At 65.1% G+C, this 20813-nt stretch carries 17 protein-coding genes and 1 pseudogene; 2 read left to right on the plus strand and 16 right to left on the minus strand.

Annotated features, from left to right (window positions below; genetic code table 11):
- Positions 1 to 25: 25 nt before the first annotated feature.
- The 4 genes from FIV42_RS07945 to FIV42_RS07960 form a co-directional block, all read right to left on the minus strand.
- Positions 26 to 547 carry an acetyl-CoA carboxylase biotin carboxyl carrier protein subunit gene (locus FIV42_RS07945; protein WP_141197157.1) on the minus strand — a complete coding sequence of 174 codons (522 nt, stop codon included), beginning with the start codon at positions 545 to 547 and terminating at the stop codon, positions 26 to 28.
- A gap of 3 nt (positions 548 to 550) precedes the next feature.
- Positions 551 to 2071 (minus strand): acetyl-CoA carboxylase biotin carboxylase subunit, encoded by a 1521-nt coding sequence (gene accC / locus FIV42_RS07950; RefSeq protein ID WP_141197158.1) that lies wholly within the window; start codon positions 2069 to 2071, stop codon positions 551 to 553.
- A gap of 169 nt (positions 2072 to 2240) precedes the next feature.
- Complete coding sequence (locus FIV42_RS07955; protein WP_141197159.1) at positions 2241 to 2570, minus strand: hypothetical protein; 330 nt, start codon at positions 2568 to 2570, stop codon at positions 2241 to 2243.
- Between the two features lie 161 nt (positions 2571 to 2731).
- Positions 2732 to 3370: a DedA family protein gene (locus FIV42_RS07960; protein WP_141197160.1), complete on the minus strand. Its 639-nt coding sequence runs from the start codon at positions 3368 to 3370 to the stop codon at positions 2732 to 2734.
- A 271-nt stretch (positions 3371 to 3641) separates the two neighbouring features.
- Here FIV42_RS07960 and FIV42_RS07965 point away from each other — a divergent pair, with 271 nt between their 5' ends.
- Positions 3642 to 4979 (plus strand): iron-containing alcohol dehydrogenase, encoded by a 1338-nt coding sequence (locus FIV42_RS07965; RefSeq protein ID WP_141197161.1) that lies wholly within the window; start codon positions 3642 to 3644, stop codon positions 4977 to 4979.
- Positions 4980 to 5047: 68 nt separating this feature from the next.
- Here the strand turns inward: FIV42_RS07965 and FIV42_RS07970 are convergent, their stop codons facing one another.
- The 10 genes and pseudogenes from FIV42_RS07970 to FIV42_RS31405 form a co-directional block, all read right to left on the minus strand.
- Complete coding sequence (locus FIV42_RS07970) at positions 5048 to 5998, minus strand: zinc ribbon domain-containing protein (RefSeq protein ID WP_141197162.1); 951 nt, start codon at positions 5996 to 5998, stop codon at positions 5048 to 5050.
- Between the two features lie 76 nt (positions 5999 to 6074).
- Positions 6075 to 8426, minus strand: coding sequence for an N-acetylmuramoyl-L-alanine amidase (locus FIV42_RS07975; protein ID WP_168210493.1), 2352 nt, complete (start codon positions 8424 to 8426; stop codon positions 6075 to 6077).
- Positions 8427 to 8942: 516 nt separating this feature from the next.
- Positions 8943 to 9365, minus strand: coding sequence for a cytidine deaminase (locus tag FIV42_RS07980; protein ID WP_141197164.1), 423 nt, complete (start codon positions 9363 to 9365; stop codon positions 8943 to 8945).
- Positions 9366 to 9524: 159 nt separating this feature from the next.
- A complete protein-coding gene (locus FIV42_RS07985; RefSeq protein WP_141197165.1) occupies positions 9525 to 10349 on the minus strand; it encodes a purine-nucleoside phosphorylase in 825 nt (274 codons plus the stop codon).
- Between the two features lie 337 nt (positions 10350 to 10686).
- On the minus strand, positions 10687 to 12486 hold the full coding sequence (locus FIV42_RS07990; protein WP_222615412.1) for a NupC/NupG family nucleoside CNT transporter: 1800 nt from the start codon (positions 12484 to 12486) through the stop codon (positions 10687 to 10689).
- Positions 12487 to 12766: 280 nt separating this feature from the next.
- A complete protein-coding gene (locus FIV42_RS30885) occupies positions 12767 to 14551 on the minus strand; it encodes an FG-GAP repeat domain-containing protein (protein WP_246099084.1) in 1785 nt (594 codons plus the stop codon).
- Positions 14552 to 14988: 437 nt separating this feature from the next.
- Positions 14989 to 15156 (minus strand): annotated as a pseudogene (locus FIV42_RS31115) (thrombospondin type 3 repeat-containing protein); the annotation flags it as partial.
- The gene (locus tag FIV42_RS30675) at positions 15134 to 15235 is read right to left on the minus strand and encodes a thrombospondin type 3 repeat-containing protein (protein ID WP_222615414.1); all 102 of its coding nucleotides are present in this window, start codon (positions 15233 to 15235) and stop codon (positions 15134 to 15136) included. The pseudogene FIV42_RS31115 and the gene FIV42_RS30675, both read right to left, overlap by 23 nt.
- Entirely contained in the window at positions 15232 to 15573 is a 342-nt protein-coding gene (locus tag FIV42_RS31400) for a thrombospondin type 3 repeat-containing protein (protein WP_390619652.1), read from the minus strand. The genes FIV42_RS30675 and FIV42_RS31400 overlap by 4 nt, the downstream gene beginning before the upstream one ends.
- Positions 15503 to 15697, minus strand: coding sequence for a thrombospondin type 3 repeat-containing protein (locus FIV42_RS31405; RefSeq protein ID WP_222615415.1), 195 nt, complete (start codon positions 15695 to 15697; stop codon positions 15503 to 15505). The genes FIV42_RS31400 and FIV42_RS31405 overlap by 71 nt, the downstream gene beginning before the upstream one ends.
- Positions 15698 to 16669: 972 nt before the next feature.
- Between FIV42_RS31405 and FIV42_RS31130 the strand changes: the two genes are divergently transcribed.
- Positions 16670 to 18118, plus strand: coding sequence for a hypothetical protein (locus FIV42_RS31130; protein WP_141197166.1), 1449 nt, complete (start codon positions 16670 to 16672; stop codon positions 18116 to 18118).
- Positions 18119 to 18602: 484 nt separating this feature from the next.
- Here FIV42_RS31130 and FIV42_RS08015 read toward each other — a convergent pair whose 3' ends face one another.
- Complete coding sequence (locus FIV42_RS08015; RefSeq protein ID WP_141197167.1) at positions 18603 to 19907, minus strand: hypothetical protein; 1305 nt, start codon at positions 19905 to 19907, stop codon at positions 18603 to 18605.
- Positions 19904 to 20746, minus strand: a complete 843-nt coding sequence (locus tag FIV42_RS08020; protein WP_141197168.1) for a fatty acid desaturase — start codon at positions 20744 to 20746, stop codon at positions 19904 to 19906. The genes FIV42_RS08015 and FIV42_RS08020 overlap by 4 nt, the downstream gene beginning before the upstream one ends.
- Positions 20747 to 20813: the final 67 nt, after the last annotated feature.

Raw genomic sequence — 20813 nt, forward strand, 5'->3', positions numbered from 1 at the left:
GCGCCCCCGGGGGTGCTCAACCTAGCTATGCCTGCTCAATACTCACCAACACATCCCCAATCTCCACAGCATCCCCTTCACTGACGTGAATCGTCGAGACGCTGCCGGTGATGTGCGCTTTGAGGTCGTTCTCCATCTTCATCGCCTCGACGATGATGACGCATTGGCCCTCTTCGACGTCGTCGCCCTCGGCGCACTGCAGCGCCACGACCTTGCCGGCCATGGGGCTGACCAGATCGGGGCCGCCGGCGCCGCGCGCGCCCACGCCGGCCACGCGCATGCGCTTTTGGCGCTCGTTGAGCACGTTGACGTGGTGGGTCTCGTTGCGCAGCTGCACGGTGTGCTCGCTCTCTTTGGCGCGCACGTCGACGTCGTAGGAGGCGCCGTCGATGAGCATCTGCAGCCGGCCGTTCTCGGGGGCGTAGGCGTCGATGACGACTTCTTGTCCTTCGGGGGTGACCACTTTGTAGCGGCCGTCTTCGAGGGTCTCGACCTCGAAACAGCGTGCCTCTTCGTCGTCACCGTTGGTGATAAAATATGCAGACATGACTCAGTACCTCCTCAAAGCGCGAAATCGCCCAAGTTGCTTCCAACCGCTGCCGGCCTTCTGGGTGGCCTTGGCGCCCTCGGCGCCGCCGCCGGCCTCGGCGATGGCTTCGTCGCGTCGGTGCGCGGCGAGCACCGCGGCCAGCTCGGCCACCTCGGTGTGGGCGGGCGCGGGCTTCTGGCGGTCCTTCATCATGCGCGGGACGAACTCGGTGTCGTAAGCGCCCTCGACGAAGTCGGGATGCCCGAGCACTTCTTGGTGGAAGGCGATATTGGTGATGATGCCGCTGACGGTGTATTCGGAGAGCGCGCGGCGCATGCGCCCGAGGGCGTGCTCGCGGTCCTCGCCCCACACGACCAACTTCGAGATCATCGGGTCGTAGTGCACCGGCACGGTCGCGCCCGAGTAGACCCCGCTATCCTCGCGCACGCCGGGACCGTCCGGGCCGCTCAGGTAGCTGATGGGACCGGGCGCGGGCATGAAGTTGTTCTCGGGATCTTCGGCGTAGATGCGGCACTCGATGGCGTGGCCGCTGCTCTTGAGGTCTTCCTGAGTGAACGGAAGCTCTTCGCCGTCGGCGATGCGCACCTGCCAGCGCACGAGGTCCATGCCCGTGATCATCTCGGTGATCGGGTGCTCGACCTGCAGACGGGTGTTCATCTCGAGGAAGTAGAAGTTCTGCTCGTGGTCGAGCAAGAACTCGACGGTGCCCGCGCCGATATAATCGACGGCCTGGGCGGCCTTGACGGCGACCTCGCCCATCGCTTTTCGCGTGGCCTCCTCGAGGACCGGGCAGGGAGTCTCTTCGATGATCTTTTGGTGGCGACGCTGCACCGAGCAGTCACGCTCGAACAGGTGCACGCAGTTGCCGTGACCGTCGGCGAGCACCTGGATTTCGACGTGCTTCGGGTTGACGACGTACTTCTCGACGAAGACGTCGCCGTTGCCAAAGGCGCTCAGGGCCTCGCGGCGAGCGCCCTCGAAGGAGGCGATGAAGTCCTCGGCGCGGTCGACGCGGCGCATGCCTTTGCCGCCGCCGCCGGCCGACGCTTTGACCAGCACCGGAAAGCCCATCTCCTTGGCGATCTCGAGCGCCTCTTCGGCGTCCTCGATGGCGTCTTCGGTGCCGGGGACCAGCGGCACGCCCGCCTTCTCCATGAGCGTGCGCGCGCGGGTCTTCTCGCCCATCGCCTCGATGGCGTAGGGCTTGGGCCCGATAAAGACAACGCCGGCTTCGTCGCAGGCGCGAGCGAAGTCGGCGTTCTCACTCAGGAACCCGTAACCGGGATGGATGGCCTGAGCGCCGCTCTTCTCGACGACTTCCAGGATCTTGTCGATGCGCAGGTAGCTCTCGTTGCTCGAGGCAGGACCGACGCAATAGGCCTCGTCGGCCAAGCGCACGTGCAACGCCTCGCGGTCGGCCTCCGAGAAGACCGCCACCGACGCGATGCCCATCTCCCGTAAGGAGCGGATCACGCGCACGGCGATCTCTCCCCGATTGGCGACCAGTACTTTTTCGAACATGATGGACTCCATAAAAATTACGGTTCTTTCGGCGGCGACGTTATCAGACCGTGTTGGGAGCGACAAGGTGGATGGAGAGGGCAAAAAAAAGCCGGACGCACCGCTGGAGGGGCGCGTCCGGCACAACCTAACGACGAGTTTTCACCCGGCGAGTCAGTCGTTTTGACGTTCAGTCATTCTGCTCTTGAAGCTTGTGGATGATCATCCGTTTGGCTTCGCTGTCGACGTGGTCGCCGTCGAAGACTCCTTCGAGCTTCTCGGTCGCCGCGAATTTGGTGACCAGGAACTTCTCGAGGTTCGCCAGCTTGGCCAGCGCTTCTTCGTTGGCGCCGAGTCCAAATTTCAGCTCGTGATCGCCATCCTCGGCCAGCCCGTGACGCATGCGCACGACCTTCTCTTCCTCGGGGGTGAGCACGTCCAGGTCTTCATCGCCCCGGCGCGACTCGCGAGTGACGGTCGTGGTGCCGGTGCTGCGCAGGTTCTTCTTCTCGTCAGTCAATGTAATTCCTCCACGGTGTCAGCGCCGCTTCCCTAGCAGCGCGACCTCCAGATCATTTAGACATTCAACTCGGCGCAACCAGGGTTGCAAACGAACTCAGCTAAAACATTTATATGACGAGTCCTCGAGCCCTGCAAATTTTTTGGGTGAGATTTATTGAATCACCCGTCGGCTCTCAGATGCCTTACCAATTTGATACCAAACCACAGCAAAATCGCAACGCCGAGGCCAACATAGACCAAATGGGTATATCGCTGGACCCAATTGGCGAGCTCTTCGATATTGTAGCCTACTAAGTAGCCGAGCGCCAAAAGCGCGGCGTTCCAGAGGGCAGCGCTGAGCGCGGCGAAGAGGAGCACCTTCCAGAGCACCAGCCGGGCGAGGCCCGCCGCCAAGAAGAAGACCGCCCGGAACGCCGGCACGAAGCGGTTGATGGCGATATAGACGCTGCCGTGCTTCTCGAATTGGTGGATCAGCTTGTCGACCTTGGGCCGAATCTTCTCGCGATCGAGCAGGCGGTGAATCCAGGTGTTCTTCTCCTGGTTGCGCGCCACCCAGTTGCCGGCCCACCAATCGATGGCCGCGCCAATGAGGCTTCCCAGCGTCACCGCGCCGAAGACCGCCCACCACGGCCAGCCGGCCGTTGGAATGAGCACCGCGCCCGCCACCGTGACCGTGTCGCCGGGGAACGGCGGGACGATATATTCGATCATCGCGCTCAGCATCAGCAGCAACAGCCCCCACCAAATGGCCTGGCCGGACAGGTAGTCAAAGATGGTTTGGAGGTCGTACAGCTCCATCGGGCGGGGTCCTCGAAGATTCGTTCACAGTATGGCCGCTACTAATCTACTCAAAAGCGTCGGGTTAGCAAAAGCGGGGTTGAGTGGTGGAGTGGTTGAGTGGTTAAGTGATTGAGTGGTTTCTTGTTCGAGCGCATAGCCCCATGCCAACCCAGACGAAGCGCCCGCGTTGACGATCACTCCGGATCCAGCGATAACGGGCAATCAAGGAACCACTTAACCTCTCAACCTCTTCTTAACCACTTAACCTCTCAACCTCTCAGCCGTGCCCATGGACATCGTAAATAAGTACCTGACTCAATACGCCGACCAACTCGACACCAAAGCGTGCCTGATCGCGCGCAACGCCATCGCCGACAGCTACGAGCTTCTGTCCGAGCACCTCGCCGACGGGCTGTGGCTGGTCGCCGCCGACGAGAATACCTGGGAAGCCGCCGGTGAGCAGACCGCGGCGATGCTCGACGCAGCCGGCCAGAAGTGGGAGCGCTTCGAGGTGCCGATGCCCGACGAGGGCGACCCGATCTGCGACGACACGCTCATCGACTCGTACCGTGAGGCGCTGCGCGAGACCGGCGCGGTCTCGGGGCTGGCTGTTGGGGCGGGCACGATCAACGACGTGGTCAAGATGGGCTGCCACCTCGAGGACCAGCCCATGGCGGTCATCGGCACCGCCCCGAGCATGAACGGGTACAACTCGGCGATCGCCGCGGTGCTCTCCGACGGGGTCAAGACGACCGGGCCGTGCACCGCGCCGCTGGTGGTCATCGCCGACCTCGACGTGATGGCCGAGGCGCCCTACCGCATGATCGTCAGCGGGCTGGGCGACCTGATGAGCAAGCCGGTGTCCAACTCCGACTGGCGCCTGTCGGCGCGCCTCAAAGGCACCCACCACTCGCCCGAGGCGATGGAGATCATCGAGCACGGCGCGCGCGCCCTCGAGGGCGTGGCCGAGAAGCTCCCCGAGCGCGACCGTGACGCCACCAAGGGCCTGGTCGAGTCGCTGATGCTCTCGGGCATCGCCATGAGCGTGGCGGGCTCGTCGAGCCCGGCGTCGGGCGGCGAGCACCTGATCAGCCACTTCATCGACATGACGGCGTACGCCTTCGACCAGCCCCACGACCTGCACGGCTGCCAGGTCGGCGTGGGCACGCTGACGACCGCCCTGCTCTACGAGAAGCTCCAGGCGCTCGACCCGGCGACGATCGACATCGACGCGCGCGTCGAGGCGCTCCCGGCGTGGGACGATTACGAGGCGCAGCTTCGCGAGCGATTCGGCAAGCTATTCGACGCGGTCGTCAAGCACGCCAAGCCGGGCTATCCGAGCCCCGACGAGCTGCGCGCGCGGCTCACCCAGTTGGTCGACGAGTGGGAGATGGTGTTGGACGAGGTGCGCTCGACGCTTCGCAGCGAACAGTCGCTCGAAGACGAGCTTCGCGCCGCCGAGGCGCCGGTGCGCTTCGCCGCGCTCGACGTCGACAAAGACCGCGCCCGCCGAGCGATCGCGCATTCGAAGGATATCCGCAATCGCTACACGATTTTGCACTTGGCGTGGGAGTTGGGCGTGCTCGACGAGTGGGCCGACGAGGCGATCGAGCATCTTTACGAGTAAGGCGCTTCGCGTTCGGTGGCAGGGCATCTTGCCCTGCCACCGAGACTTCGCGCCTCGAGCGCTTCCGCTCAGAAGAAGTTGGTGTAGACGTAGTAGCCGGCGCCGAGCACGCACGCGCCGCCGAAGATCATGGCGACGAGCACGAGGCCGATGATCAGGCCCTTTTTGCTCTTCTTCTCGGGGGCGGGAGGGCCGCCCGTGCCGACTTTGTGGACGCGCATGTCGCCCTGCTGATCGGCCGGACTCGGCCCACCCGGGGGCGGAGTGGTCGTCGCCGGACTGACGGCCTGCTGGGGTTGTTGCGGCTGCTGAGCCTGTTGCGCCTCCTCGGCTTCCTGGGCGCCCGGGCCGAACGGGCCCGACTGGTCGCCGGCCTGCGAGACCTGCGACGGCCCGGGGCCTGCCGGCTCGCCAAACGAGGGCGGCGATGACTGCGAAGGTTGCGCCGGCGGCACCGAATCGAGGTCGTCCTCGGACGGTGCGCTCATGCTGATCGTCGAGGCGGTTCCCGCCTCGTCGCCGGTGGCCTCGTCGGTCTCCAAACGCTGCTGGTCGGCGAAACGCTCTTCGATATCGTGCGGCTGGGTGTCGGCCTCCGACGACTCCGAGATGCCCGAGGGCGGCTCGGCGTCGGACAGGTCGATGCGCTCGGTCTTCGCCCAGGCGGCCTCGTCGGCTTGTGCGTCTTGTTCGGGCTGCTCGTTCGCCTTCTGACCCGGCTTCGGGATCTTGAAGCCCGATCCACCGCTCGACTTGCCGGCGTCGGTCGACTTGCCGGCGCTCTTCTGGCCCGGCTTCGGGATCTTGAGCCCGCCTCCTGCCTTCTTTTGCTCGCCGTCGCCCTGCTCGTCCTTGGCCTTTTTGGCCTCCTCGACAGCTTTTTTGAGTTCGTCACCACCGAGGGCGGCCATGCCAAACATGGTCTTCTTTTTGCTCTTTTCCTCGAGCTGATGGCCGCAATAGCCGCAGTGGGCAGCATCGTCAGCAATCTGCTTGTCGCAATTCGGGCAGTTGATCATTCGGCGTCTCCGAAACAGACCGGGAACTGATAGTGTAACGCGGTCCAAATTACGCAACGAAATCCGGTCACGTCAACTACACGGCGTCGCGACGGCGAGTAAAACCGAGGAATGCCGCCAAAATCACCCAGGCTGCGCCCACCGGCACGTTGCCCGATCCGGTCGCCGAGCACCCGTCGTTGACCGTCAGATTCTCGTTGTCTTCGTCGGTCAGCGGGTCGCCACCGGCGTCGTTGTCCGTTCCGCCGGCGTCAGGGTCACCGTTGCCGCCGCCGTCGGTCTGCAACGCCACCGGCGCTGCGTCGACGAAATCGACACCCGGCGCCGAGGTCGTCTGCGCGACCGAGCTCTGGAAGAAGATCGAGTCGACGTCGTACCACCCGCTGGCCTCGGCGCCCGGGGCTTCGCCGTCGAGCAGGTCGATCCGCAGTTGGGTAACCGCGCCGCTCCATTCGGTGTGCTCGCCCAGCGGGATCACCAGGTCGTGGTACTCGCCGTCGCCGGCCGCCTCGAAGCGCACCGCGCGCTCCTCGGAGAACGACTCGCCCTCGCGCGCCCAGAACACCGCCTTGGTGTGGACGCCGTCGTGCGAGCGCACTCGCAAGACGAGCTGGTCGAACTCCTCGGCGGGCACGTTGGTCCAGCCCGGCGAAATGATGCGGGCATCCTCGCCGGAGATCTTCTGGGAGAGCAGGCCGTAGTTGGTGTTCACCTTGAGCTGCTCGAAGTGCTCGGCCGGCTTGCCGGTCCATCCCTCGAGGTTGCCCTCGTCGGAGGTGTCGTCGAAGAGCCAGGCGTTGGGGTCGAGCACGTCCATCTGGGCGTGGGCGCGCGCCTCGTGGCCCAACTCGTTGGTCTCGACGCCGTCGTCCCAGCTGTCGCGGTCGCCGAAGATCGTCCCCGTGGGGCTCTCGGCGTGCTGGATCCAACCGCGCACGTCCGGGTGCTCGATGGCGCCCACGCTGTAGCGATTCGCCTTCATGTCGATGAGTACGCGCTTGGTCTCGCCGGGCGAAAACGCGTGCATGTCGAGCTTACCTTCGGCGCCCAGCGCGTCTTTGGCGGGGTTATCCTCGTCCGAGTCCGCCGAGTTGATCGTCCAACTCGACTGGTCGTAGGAGGGGTGGTCCGAGTAAATCGCGTAGTTGGTCGCCTCCAGGTACGGCTCCTCGACCAGATACCCCGCCCAGACGTTTCGGATGACCTCGTCGGACTTGTTGGTGATGAGGATTTCGGCCTGGAAGGTGTCGCCGGGCAAGGCGTCGGCGAGGCTGGCGCTGGCGCCCTGGTCGTAGAAGTTGTCGGTGCCCAGCCAGTTGACCTTCACCGACACGTCGTAGTCGGCCGGCGTGCCGCCGTTCTCTGCGCGGCTCACCAGCGTGCCGAGCTCGGCGAGCAGGTTGTCGCCCGGGCAGCTCGTCGACTGGCCGGCGTGCTCCCGGTGGCCCTTGATGCTCGTGCGGTTGAACGGGATGCCGTAGGTGCGCCCCACCCAACCCACGATCTGCGCCGCGGCGTTGATCTGAGCGTCGCTGGGCGTCTGCGAGGTGAAGTCGCCGATAAAGCAGGTGCCGATATTGCCCGAGTTCTGCCCGCCGACGTGCGCGCCGGTGCGGTCTTCACGCGAGCGCCCCTGATAGACCTTGCCCGCCTGGCTGACCACGAAGTGATAGCCGATATCGCACCAGCCGTTGCTGTCGATATGGTAGGCCTGAATGCCGCGCATCGTGGCGTGGATATCGCCGTCGGTGCGCGGCGAATAGGTGTGGTGGATCGCCTGGCGATACGGGTCGTGCGACGAGCCGCAGACCTTGCTCGGGTTGCGCGCACCCCACTGAGACCGGGTGACGACGTAGCTCGGGATCGCCTTTTGCTGCACGGTGACATAGTCGCCGTTTTGGACACGCTCGGAAGGCTGCTCGACCGGAAGATCGCGCGCCAAGACGCCGGGACGGGCGGCGATCTCCTCGTAGAACTCGACCTGCAGCCAGTCCAAGCCTGCCGCCCGACGAATCTCGAGCTCGCCGGCCTCTTCGTCGAGCAGCACGCGGCCCACGTGGATGCCGTCTTCGTACCAGGTCACTTCAATCGGCGCCCACGCGCTCCACTGCCCGTCGGTCAGGCGCACCCGATACTCGAACGCCTGTTTGGTATCGGCATTGGTGTCGGCCATGCTGGGGTCGGCCGTATAGAAAAAGCCGACCTGCCGGAAGGGCTCGTCGCGCTCGTAGCGCGCCGTGCCCCCATCGAAAGCCCCCGCGATCTTCTGCGGGGTGTTCAGCAACACGAGGTTGGGGTGCATGTGATCGAGATGCGCGCTCTCCGCCTCGACGAGCGCATGCTCGGCCGGCTGAGGCTCACTCGACTTGCTGCATCCCGCCAACGCTACGACGACCAGACCGACGATCCACCACCGAAGTGTGCGCATTTTCAATAGCTCCCGTTGTTTGAATGTTGCATACACCATACTACATGGAGGTACACAATGAAATTGGGGTTTGGGGGTTTGGGGGTTTAGGAGTTTGGGTTGGGGTCTTGGGTGGGGGCTCCAGAGATTGCTCGCCGCGCTCCAGAGATTGCTCGCCGACGCTCCAGAGATTGCTCGCCGCGCTCCAGAGATTGCTCGCCCGCCTCCAGAGATTGCTCGCCGACGCTCCAGAGATTGCTCGCCGCGCTCCAGAGATTGCTCGCCCGCCTCCAGAGATTGCTCGCCGACGCTCCAGAGACGTGTCGCCGTGCTCCAGAGATTGCTCACCGCGCTCCAGAGATGCTCCGCCGCGCTCCAGAGATGCTCCGCCGCGCTCCAGAGACGTCTCGCCGCGCTCCAGAGACGTCTCGCCGGGCTCCAGAGATGCTCCGCCGCGCTCCAGACGCAACTCGCAGCCCCTATGTCCTTAATTGCTTATGTAGAAGGCGCCCGGCACCTGCAAGGCCCACTCAAACGCTAACTCGGCAAGTCCCGCGGCCCGAACCGATGGGGCAACAGCTCGTCGAGGGTAGTAAACTCGCGGTCGCCCTCGGGGTTGCTCATCAGGATGGGCAGGTCGTCGGCGAATTCGGCGAGGACCTGCCTGCAGATGCCGCAGGGGGCGGCGGGGGCTTCGAGGTTGGTCACCACGGCGAGCGCCACGGGGCGGCGCTCGCCGTGCGCGACGGCGTTGCCGATGGCGGTGCGCTCGGCGCAGACGGTCGCGCCGTTGCTGGCGTTCTCGACGTTGCAGCCGGCGTAGACCTCGCCCGAATCCATCAGAAACGCCGCGCCGACCGGAAACTTCGAGTACGGGGCGTAGGCGTTCTTTTGGGCCGCCAAGGCAGCCTCATAGAGGCGTTGCCATTGTTCGTCGGTGATGTCGGTCGCGTTTGTCATGGTTGATAGCCTTGCAAGAGTTGGAGGTGCTATTTAGGCGGACAAACTACAATTTTGGGGTCGTCTTTTTGGAACGTGGTCGATATTCGAAGGTCCAAAAACCGACCACCGTCGATACCTCGACCCTCAAATTGTAGTTTGTCTGCCCTAATAGCCTTCTCAAAGCATCTCGACCGTCTTGCAGACCAGGGCCGAAAACTTCTCACGCACCATCGCGGCGACCTCTTTGACCTCTTCGTGGTCGAGCTTCTCGGTGCCCAGACCGGCGGCGAGGTTGGTGATGCAGCTGATGCCGCCCACGTTCATGCCCATGTGGTTGGCCACGATGACCTCGGGCACGGTCGACATGCCCACGGCGTCGCCGCCCAGGGTGTGGATCATGCGGATTTCGGCCGGGGTCTCGTAGCTGGGGCCGGCCATGCCGGCGTAGACGCCCTGCTTGAGCTCGTAGCCGAGATCGTTGGCCGCCGAGAGGATCGTCTCGCGGATCTGGGGGTTGTAGGCGTAGCTCATGTCCGGAAAGCGCGGCCCGAAGCGGTCTTCGTTGGCCCCGCGCAGCGGGTTGACGCCGGTCAGGTTGATGTGGTCGGTGATCACCATCAGGTCGCCGGGCACATAGTCGGGGTTCGCCCCGCCCGCCGAGTTGGTCACCAACAGGTTGTCGATGCCCATCAGGCCGAACACGCGCACCGGGAAGGTCAGCTCGGTGAGCGACCAACCCTCGTAGTAGTGCACGCGCCCCTGCATGGCGAGCACGGGCTTGCCGGCGAGCTTGCCGTAGACCAGCCGCCCCTCGTGGCCCTCGACGGCCGACTCGGCAAAGCCGGGAACGTCGCTGTACTCGAGGGCGACGGCGTCGTCGAAGTCGTCACACAGGCCGCCCAGACCGCTGCCCAAGATCAGGGCGATCTCGGGGGTCTCGGGGATGCGCTCTTGGATCCACTGGGCGCTGGCTTTGGCTTGGTCGTAGAGTTCGGTAGTCATAGTTTCTTCACTTTATGAAAGTTTGGGTTTTCGATTTATTGCGTTTTGGCGATCTCTTGCTTGCTGGCGGGGCCCCTCCGGCGGCTCAGCTACGACGTTCGATTTGGAATCCCTTGCTTGCTGGCAGGGCCCCTCCGTCGGCTCAGCTACGCTTCGCCGACACCTCCCCTGGACCTGAAAAGCGGCCCGGGGAGGGGGATTGCGCGTCTGAACCACTCTTCTTTCCTGCAATCCCCTTCCCCAGCGCGCTTTCTGCGCTAGGGGAAGTGCCGAGCGCTGTTTGCGAGGCGAAGGGGCCCCTGCATAAAGCAAGGGATTCCATCACTCCATCACTCGATCACACCAACACCCCAGCCACCGTCGCCGTCATAAACGCCGCCAGCGTCCCGCCGATCATCGCGCGCAGCGCGATCTGGGCCAGGTCCTTCTTACGCCCCGGCGCGATCCCGCCGATGCCGCCGAGCTGGATGCCGATGGAACCGAAGTTCGCAAATCCGCACAGGGCGTAGGTGGCGATAATGACCGAGCGGCCGCTGAGCTGGACGTTGGGGTCGGCGAGCATGCCCGACAGACTTCCGTAGGCGACGAGCTCGTTGACGACCATCTTCTCGCCGAGGAGCTGTGCGATCAAAAAGCAGTCTTCGGTGGGGACGCCCATGATCCAGGCGAAGGGCCAGAACAGGTAGCCGAAGATCGTTTTGAGCTGGATCATCGGCAGCGTGCTCACCTCGGGGGCTCCCTGCGTGGCCGACATCGTCTCGATGCAGCCGAGCACGGCATCGTCTTTGATGCCTTCGAGGGCGCAGCCGGCGGGCACGCTCATGCCGTTGGCCTGGTAGTAGGCGACGAGGTCTTCGAGCCCGCCCTTGTTCCACAGCAAGCTCGGCAGGCTGAGCAAGTAGTCAATCAGCGCGATGAGCGCCAAGAAGGCCAGGAGCATGGCGCCGACGTTGAGGGCGAGTTTGAGGCCCTCGGCGGCGCCGCGGCTGGCGGCGTCGAGCAGGTTGGCGTCGACCTTCTCGTCGTGCATCTCGAGGTTGCCGCTCGTCTCGGGCTGGCCCACCTCGGGGTACATGATCTTGGCGACCACGAGCGCGGCCGGCGCGCTCATGACGCTGGCGGCCATCAGGTGGCCGGCGATGTCGGGGAAGGTCGACTGAAGCATGCCCACATAGATGGCCATGACGCCGCCGGCGACCGTGGCGAAGCCGCCGGTCATCACGACCATGAGCTCCGAACGGGTCATCTTGTCGACGTACGGCTTGACCACCAGCGGGGCCTCGGTCTGGCCCACAAAGATGTTGGCGGTGGCCGACAGGGTCTCGGCGCCGGAGGTGTTCATCACCTTCTGCATGGCCTTGGCCATCCAGTAGACGATCTTTTGCATGACGCCCAGGTGGTACAGGATCGTCATCAGCGAGCTAAAGAAGATGATCGTGGGCAGCACGGCGAACGCGAAGTTGATGAGCGCCGGCTCCCAGTTGCCGGTCACGAAGCTCTCGAAGATGAACTCCGAGCCGTGGTTGGTGAACTCGAGGAGTTTGGCGACCGCGGTCGTCGCCCCCTGGAAGACCATCTCGCCGCCGGGCATCTTCAGGATAAGCAGCGCGAAGGCGAGCTGCAGGCCCACGCCCCAGCCCACCAACTTCCAGTCGATGCGCCTGCGGTTGGTCGACAGCAAAAAGGCCACGCCCAGGAGCGCCACGATGCCAAAGAGGCTGACCGCGCGGTTCAAAAACCCGGTGTCGCTGCTGCCCTCGAGGGCGGCCTTGCGCTTGGCGGCGGCGGTCGCCTCGGTCATCGAGGTGGCGCGTTCGCTGATCTGCGCGCCCACGCCGCTGGCGACGTTGGAGGTCTCGCGGGCGACGAGCTCCATCGCCAAACGCTCGGTCTCGTCGGCCTGCGCCGCACGCGCACGCTGCTCCTCGGCGGTCTGCTGGGTCGCCGTGGTCGCGTTCTCGACGACCTGGCCGGCCACCTGCTGCGCCGGACGCGCGCCCTCGTCTTGCTGGGCCGCGCTCTCACCGGTCATGCCGATGATGGTGCCGGTGACGATGAGGAAGCCGCAAAACAAAAAGGTCAGCCAAGCCAACGCCTTGAAGAGACGCTTGGAGAGATGCCTAATCCGCTGATTCATGTGTGATTCTCCAACATGCTGTGGAACGTCAGCATGTTGTAGCTTTTGGCGGGGATTGTGACAAGGAGGGAGGTTATCGCGGCGGCTAAGGTGACGGCCTTGCAGAGTTCGAAACGCCCACTATTGAGGTAGAGATAATATTTAAGGGCGGACGATTCGTGACTCCACTGCGACCCAAACGCTTCTGGACGCAGCCACGCCGCGAATCATCCGCCCTTAAATGCTAATTCCACCTCAATAGCGGGCGCTGCGCATCTGCAACGCCCCCACACCTCGAACATCAGTTCGAGCAACTCCGGTCGGTCACGACCGCGAGCGTGTTATTCGACTCGTCACACTCGTTCTCGGTGCTGGTGCCGGTGCCGTTGGCGTCGTCGACCACCGCCTCGATGTCCCAGACGCCGGCGCCGGGCAGGTTGACCTGCACGTCGACGCGCTCGGACTCACCCGGCTCCAAGGGGAGCTGGGTGCGCGCTTCAACCAAGAAGGTGCGGTTGCCGTTGGAGTCGACGGCGTAGAAGCTGACCGGCAGACCCGAGCCCACGCGGACTGCGCCGGCGTTGGTCACCCAGACCTGCAGGCTGAGAGAGCAGGCTTCGCCGGCGACCTGCGGATCTTCGCCGATCACGTCGGGGGCGGCCTGCGGGTCGATGGTGGTCAGCTCGTTGAGGCGGTAGGTGTTCGACACGTACCAGTTGTCGAGCTCCTGGTCGGGGATGGCCCCGTCCTCGTCGACGTTGGTGATGTGGTAGGTGTGCTGGTTCCAGATACGGCGCGTGGCCACCCAGTTGTCGGCGGCGTCGCCGAAGACCTTGATGCCGGCGGTGTTCTGACCCAGGCAGGCGAGCTTGTCGCCGCACTCGAAGTTGTTCGAGCCGACCAAGATCTCGGCGTTGCCGTCGTTGTCGACGTCGGCGATGACCGGGTTCTCGAAGGCGGTGAACGAGGAGTTGGGCTGCTTGAACAGCTCTTGGCCGGTGGCGCCGTCGAAGACCCACAGGTACTGCTCGCCGTTGTAGACGACCTCGGCGCTGCCGTCGCCCTGGAAGTCGAACAGGCTCGAGCCGGTCATGCTGCTCGACTCGTCGAGGGTGGGCATCGCCCACATCTTGGTCGCCGCGAAGCTGGGCACCGGCGGGTTGGTGCTGCTGAAGGTGCTCGCGTCGACGTCGATGGCCACGTACTGGTTGCTGCTGGCGATGCCGATCTCGAGGTCGGGGTTGCTGTCGGTGCCGTCACCGTCGAAGTCGGCGATGGTGGGCGGGCCGAGTCGGCCGCCGTACGAGGCGCCGCTGTAGCCCTCGACGCTCACCGGGCCCCAGACCACTTCGCCGGTCAGGCCGTCCTGGATGCGCACGGTGCCGTTGGCGGCCACGACCACCTCGGGGTTGTAGTCACCGTCGAAGTCGGCCAGCGCCGGGAAGCCGTCGGGAAGCGTCGGGTCGGCCTCCCAGAAGACTTGGCCGTCGTGAGTGTAGGCGGTGGTGCCGGTGACGACCTCCATGGTGTAGAGGTTCGTCGACGAGTCGCGCACCGCGTCGAGGTCGGCCACCGCGCTGAGCGTGCCGCCGTAGGTCGCGGGGGTGCCGTTGGCCCAGTTGATGCCCTGGCCGGGGTAGCCGGTCAGCCCACCGATGCTGGTGCCGTCGTACAGAAGGTCGCCGTTGGCGTCGAAGACCATCGCGCCGGCGACGATCTCGGGAGTGCCCAGGCCGTCGATATTGGCGATGGAGGGGCCGCCCCACCAGAAGGTGAACTGGTGCGGGATCTCCACGCCGCTCGAGTCGGTGGCGCTGGTGGTCCACAGCGGGGTGCCGTCGTTGTCGATGGCGACGAGGCCGCCGGTGGCGTTCTGGTCGTGCCACAGGCCGGCGATGATCTCGACTTGGCCGTCGTTGTCGATATCACCCACGGCCACGCTGCCGGCCGGGGCCACACCGAGCTTCTCGAGGTCGGGCGAGCCGCCGGCGGTGTAGGTCGACGAGATGCTCGACAGCGCGTTGAGCTCGTTGAAGCCCACGCTCCACAGCAGGCCCGAGCCATCGCCCGAGGCCGCGCGCAGCACGCCGTAGCGAAGCTGGTCCCAGCTTCCCTGGTTATTGTTGGTCGCAAAGGTCGTGTAGATGATGTCGGGATGTCGCTCGTGTCGACGACGCCGTCACCGTTGTCGTCGTTGAGGTTGGCGACCACCGGGGTCATCATCACCTGGTCGCGATCCGAGTAGGGATCGGTGCTGCCGATCGCCAAGCTCCACTCCAGGTTGGGGTTGAACGGGCCGGAAGGCGGCGCGTAGACGCACGCGTTGTTGGTCGGGCCGCCCTCACGGCGAGTGGTGTCCGGGTCACAAAGGTCGCCGGTGCCGTCCTGGTCGATGTCGCCCTGGTCGGGGTTTTCGACACGCGGGCAGTTGTCGTCGCAGCCGGTCGTCTCGCCGTCTTCGCAGGGGTTGTCGTCGCCCGAGCCGCTCGAGTCGCCGTCGTCGAGGATGCCGTCGCCGTCGACGTCGTCGTCACAGGCGTCGCCCAGCCCGTCGCCGTCCAGATCGTTCTGGTTCGGGTTGGCCACGTTCGGGCAGTTGTCGGTGTCGTCGGTGTGGCCGTCGCCGTCGTCGTCGTCGCAGACGTCGCCTCGGCCGTCACCGTCGGCGTCAGCTGGTCGGGGGTTGGGCAACGCCCGGGCAGTTGTCGCTGCCGTCGAGGATCGTGTCGCCGTCGTCGTCGTCGTCGCAGGCGTCGCCCCTGGCCGTCACCGTCGGTGTCGATACTGGCCCGGGTTGTTGGTGTCGGGGCAGTTGTCCGAGTCGTCGGCCACGCCGTCGCCGTCGCGGTCGATGTCCGGATCGCAGGCATCACCGATGCCGTCGGCGTCGGCGTCTTCCTGGTTCGGGTTGTACTGGTCGGGGCAATTGTCGGCATCGTCGTCGACGCCGTCGCCGTCCGAATCACCGCCGTTGTTGTTATTGTTGGCGTTGTTGTCGGTGTCGTCGCACGCGTCGCCCAGCCCGTCACCGTCGGAGTCAGCCCTGGTCGGGGTTGGCCACGTCCGGGCAATTGTCGACCGGGTCGAGCGCGCCGTCGCCGTCGGTATCGGCGGCGCACGCCCCGTCGACGCAGGTCATGCCGTCGGCGCAATCCGCGCTCGTCTCGCACGCCTCGCCCAGGCCGGCACCGTCTCCACGAGTGGTGTCGTCGCCACAGGCGGCGGCCGTCATTCCAAAGGCCCCCAGAGGACCACCATCACTGCCAATTTGAGCCGTTTCATCTCGATACTCGCTGCCTCGATTTAGTCAGTTACTTCAGAAAGATCCCGTCTCTTCGCGAAAAGTTCAAGAAGCTTTCTGAATTGTGGTTCATGCATTTGTAGCTTTGTTTAGTGAAAGGTGCAGGGGAATGCAAGCCGCTGTGCGCACATGTGCGACAATGTGGGCCAGGTACGGTTACGGTTACGGTTACGGTTACGGTCACGGCCACGGCCACGGCCACGACCACGACCACGACCACGACCACGACCACGACCACGACCACGACCGGCTCCATGCCCGCAACCACCCCCGGCAAATTTGACCTGTCTTGCTGTCCCTCGTACCATGAGCGCAATTGAGCACTCGAGCTTGCGTCAACTCACGGATGGGGTCGACGGGGCTCCGACACGACATTCAGACTCGACACCGACATGAACAAACGCTGCTTGGCACTGACTTTGATCTTCTTGCTGGCATCTTTGTCCGGCTGCATCGCCAAAGACTTTTCGGGTGAGGGTAGCGGCCTCGACGGCGACGCCGGAGACGTGACGGAAGACGCGTCGACGGAGGATGTCGCCGACGCAGGCGACGCCGACGGGCGCAAGACGCCGCCGAGGATGTCGAGGAGGACACCGGGCCGACCGGTTGCCAGACAGACGACGACTGCGCAGATCCGGCCAACGCCACCGGCACGTGTGACACGAACACCGGCGAGTGCTCTTACGCCTGCGATCAAGGCTTTGATAATTGCGACGACGACGCTTCCAACGGCTGTGAGGCCGAACTGGCCACCGACTCGACCAATTGCGGCACATGCGGCGTCGTCTGTGAAGCATCCGACCTCGGCTACGAGCTCGCCTGCGCAGACGCCCAGTGCCAGCCCACCGAAACCTGCGCCGAGGGCATGGCCGACGCTGACGGCGATGCCGCCAACGGCTGCGAGTGCACATCGAGGACGGCCCCGACCTGCCCGATCGCTTCGGCAAAGACCAGAATTGCGACGGCATCGACGGCGACGCGAGCATCTCGGTGTTCGTCTCCGAAGACGGCGACGACGGCAATGACGGACTGACCATGCAGACCCCGGTGCGAAGCATCGACAAGGGGCTCGAGATCGCCTCGACCACCGACGGTCGCGACCACGTGCTCGTCACCGCGGGGGCGTATAACGAAGTGGTCACGCTGGAGAATGGCGTCAGCATCTTTGGCGGCTATCAGAAGGGGACCTGGGCGCGCACCCCGAACGCCCGCGGCGAGACACGCATCGCCCCGGGCTCGGACGACTACACCGACCCCAACGAGATGAACTACCGCGCGGTGATCGCCGACGGCATCAGCGAAGTGACCGTGCTCGACGGGGTGACCGTCGAGGGCTACGACGCCGACGGCAACGGCAACCCCGGCGCGTCGACTTACGCAGTGTGGGTCAAAGACTCCGAGCGCCTCGCGCTGCGCTTTGCGACCATCCGAGCCGGCAACGCCGCCGATGGCGTCCATGGCGCAAGCGGCGTCGAAGGCGCCGATCGAACGTGTTCGGCCAGTGGAGGAACGGGAGGTCAGCAGAATACCGACTCACTTAGCTGCCCCAACCCGGGTTTGGCCGAATCCGGTACAGATGGGTCCGCCGGCTCCTCACCGGCCAATGGCGGTGGCGGTGGTCAAGGTGGAACGCATTACTGCGTCAATGATTTGACGGGCTGCAACGCAGGCGATGGCGCCACCGGCGTCGATGGGCAACGCGGCGCCGACGGAACTCTGGGAACGTTCGGCTCCTCGTGGGGCGAGATCAACGGGGCGTATTGGCAACAGACGCAGCGCAACGAGCCTACGGACGGGGAAAATGGAACCGGAGGCGGCGGCGGGGGCGCCGGTGGTGATTGCGCCTACCTGGGCGGAACGGCGAGAGGCGGCGCCGGCGGCAACGGCGGCAACGGCGGCTGTGGAGGCCAAGCTGGCCAGAACGGACAAGCTGGAGGCGCTTCGTTTGGCGTGTTCGTCACCGACTCCACCATCACGCTACGCGACGTCACCGTGGACCTGGGCGCCGGCGGCGCTGGCGGCCGAGGTGGCGACGGCGGCGCGGGAGCACCGGAAGACAACTCCACGAGAACAACCGGTGAGAACTCCCTCGACGCCGGAATGGGAGGCAACGGCGGACGTGGCGGCGCAGGCGGCGACGGCGGCGCGGGCGCCGGCGGCTGCGGCGGCCCCGCCATCGGGGTGGCCTTCCTCAACAGCACCGTCAACGGATTGACCAACGACACCACCATCGACGAGTCCACCGGCCAAGCCGGCCAGGGCGGCCAGGGCGGCCAGACTGCCAACGGCACACAGGCGCCCGGCGACTGTGACGGCAGCGTCGACGACACCAAGGATTACGCCACGCTCTGAGCCACCTCGCTCGACGCCCTGCCCCTCGCGCGCCCTGCTCACTTGCAGGGCGCGCTTTTTTACGCCCTCGAGCGACATGCACGAGCGTCGGCACACTTCCTCCACAGAGGCGGTTGCACTCCATTTCATAACCGAATATTTTCCGGGTACTTCTTCTATTTTGGGGGGAGGCCCTGCGCAACCGACACAGGAGCCGCCCTGATGTCCCCTATGGTACAATGGCACACGGACCACCGTCGCCGACAACACCGATGATGACTGGGTCGGCAGACACTTGCTCGCGTCCAACATCTCGGCGAGGACCTGCCAAACCGGCACGCCGACGAACCGTATCACCCACACGCCCATCGGCTGGTACATGCAGCCGTACACGGAGCAGTTGGTGCGGCTAGCGACGCCTCGAACTCGATAGCTGAAGAGAGCGGGGTTTGCGCCCCGCTCTCTTTCTTCTTGTCTTCTACTCTTTTCTTCGACTGAGCACGGTTCACAGCCCACCCATGGGCGAAACCATCCCATCGCCCTTCCAGGTCGACTCGGGCTCGTTGTTCTCGTCGATGGGTCGGCCGTGCTTGAAGCCGTAGAGGCGGGCGCCGAAGTTGTCGCCGGCAAGTTCGAGTTCGTCGCGTTGCACGCCGGGGACGACGCGCGCTTCGGAGACGGCGGCGGTGACGATGAGGCTGGTGACTGACACGGCGCTGTCGACGGTGGCGTCACCCAAGGACTTACAGAGGGACTCGCGGGGGGTGTAGGCCTGTGAGCGCCGGTAGGCGTAGCGCTCCAGGCAGGTCTTCGTCCAACTCGGGGCGCTGTACATGCCAGCCCAGGGTGGGTCGGTGGGCGCGCAGCTCTGCGACTCGACCAACGGCTCGAAGCTCGCGGGGACCTTCTGGCGCGAACTCTCGAAGAAGTGCAGCCGGCAGCCGACGTCGATGACCCAGTCTTGCACGTCGAACTGCAGGTCGCCAAAGCGCTTTTCGCCGCCTTCAACCGGCGCGTTGGGCGTGTCGGCCTCTCGAGCGCTCCGCCGCCGGTCGAGGGCGACCTTGGCGGTGGGCACGCTCGGAAAGCTCGCGCCGACAAGCGCGCGATAGTCGTCGCTCGCCTCGCGAAGCGGCACTCGATCGGGCCGGTCGAGCAGCGCGACGAAGGCGTCTTTGCCGCCGAGCTGGCCGATACAGCATTGACGCACCTCGGCGGAGTCGGCGGCCACCGCGCACGTCAACAACCGGTAGTCGGTGTCGAGCTTGGCGTACTCGAGGGCGCGGCGGGCGTTGTCGGCCGTCTCGCAGGCGTTGCTGGTCCCCTCGAACAGGTCAGTCATCCAGCGCTGGCCCAGGGTCGAGGCGACGACCTCGTGGTGTGGCACCAGGTCGACCTCGCGGCGATAAAAAGGATTGTGCAGGTCGTCTTCGGTGGGAGTCTCATCGTTCGCCGCCTTCTCCGCGCGCCGCCTCTCGACGGTGGCGGTGGCCTGCTCGAGGCATGAAAACGCCACCTGCGGTCGCAGATACAGCGTGCGAATGAGCCCCGAGGGGACCAAGCCTTGGCCGTCGGTCAGGATGACCGCGCAGGCCTCGGCGGCGATCTCGTCGTTCGGGTCTTCGAGAGCGGCGGCCAACCGGCCGGTGCGCTCTTCGTCAAAGAGGCCGAACAAACCGGCGCGCACGAAGTCGAGGGTCCACAGGCTCGCCAAAAGCGTGGCGGCGACGAGAAAGACCAGTTGCCACACAGCGGTGTCGTCGAACATACGGTCGACGACCTCGGACATGTCGAGGCGCGGTCGGCTCACTTCGCCTCCTTTGTGGCCGAGCCTTTGGGGTTCGCCGTGAGTTCGTGCGTCTTGTCGGCGTCGGCGGCGATATCGAGCTCGTGGGTCTTGTCGACTTCGGTCGCTTCATCTTCCGGTCCGCCGGCGCCCAACTCGTGGGTCCTGTCGGCCTCCATCGTGTCGCCCTGCCCGGTTTCGACCTGCCCGGTTTCGCCCTGCCCGGTTTCGCCCTGCCTGGTTTCGACCTCGGCTGGTCGACGCCGCGTCATCGCCCGCAGGGCGTACTCGCGCTCGTTGATCGTCATCGTGCTCTCGGCGAACGACGGGATCACGATCTCGTTGTCGGTGATATCGGCCTCGGTTTCCGGGCGCAGGTCGACGATATGAGTCGCCAACGGGTCGGTCTCCTCGTCGACCTCGGCGAAGACCGTGGCGACCTCGGCGCCGTCAAATTGGCCGCTGCCCGAGGGGAGTTCGAGTTTGCCGGCTGCCTCCGCCTGCTCGGCCTGCCTGGCCTGCTCGGCCTTCTCGCGCCGTCGCCGGCCACGGATATGCGGCGGGACCCAGTCGGTGGTCGAGACCATCCCCTTGGCGCCCTCGCGGTCGTAGCGAATCGGGCCCGAGGCGTTGGCCGTCGGCTCGGCTTGCAGCTGTGGCTCGTCGATCTCGGGGGCGTAGTGATCGCGCAGCGCCATCCCAAAACGATAGCCCACGAACAGCACGAGCACGCCCACCATCCACAACATCGGCAAAAAGGGCGTCGCCCAGGTCTCCATCATATGCACGAAGACCGCGGCGGTGCCGATGAGCAGCCAGATCCACTCGATGGCCAACATCGCCTTTTTGCTTCTCGAGAACATAGGCGTCGGGGAGTGCATGAGGCGGCTCTGCGCGACGAAATGATTGAGACACAGCCACAGGATACGT

This window comes from Persicimonas caeni (assembly GCF_006517175.1).
In the GTDB taxonomy this organism is placed as follows: Bacteria; Myxococcota_A; Bradymonadia; order Bradymonadales; family Bradymonadaceae; genus Persicimonas; species Persicimonas caeni.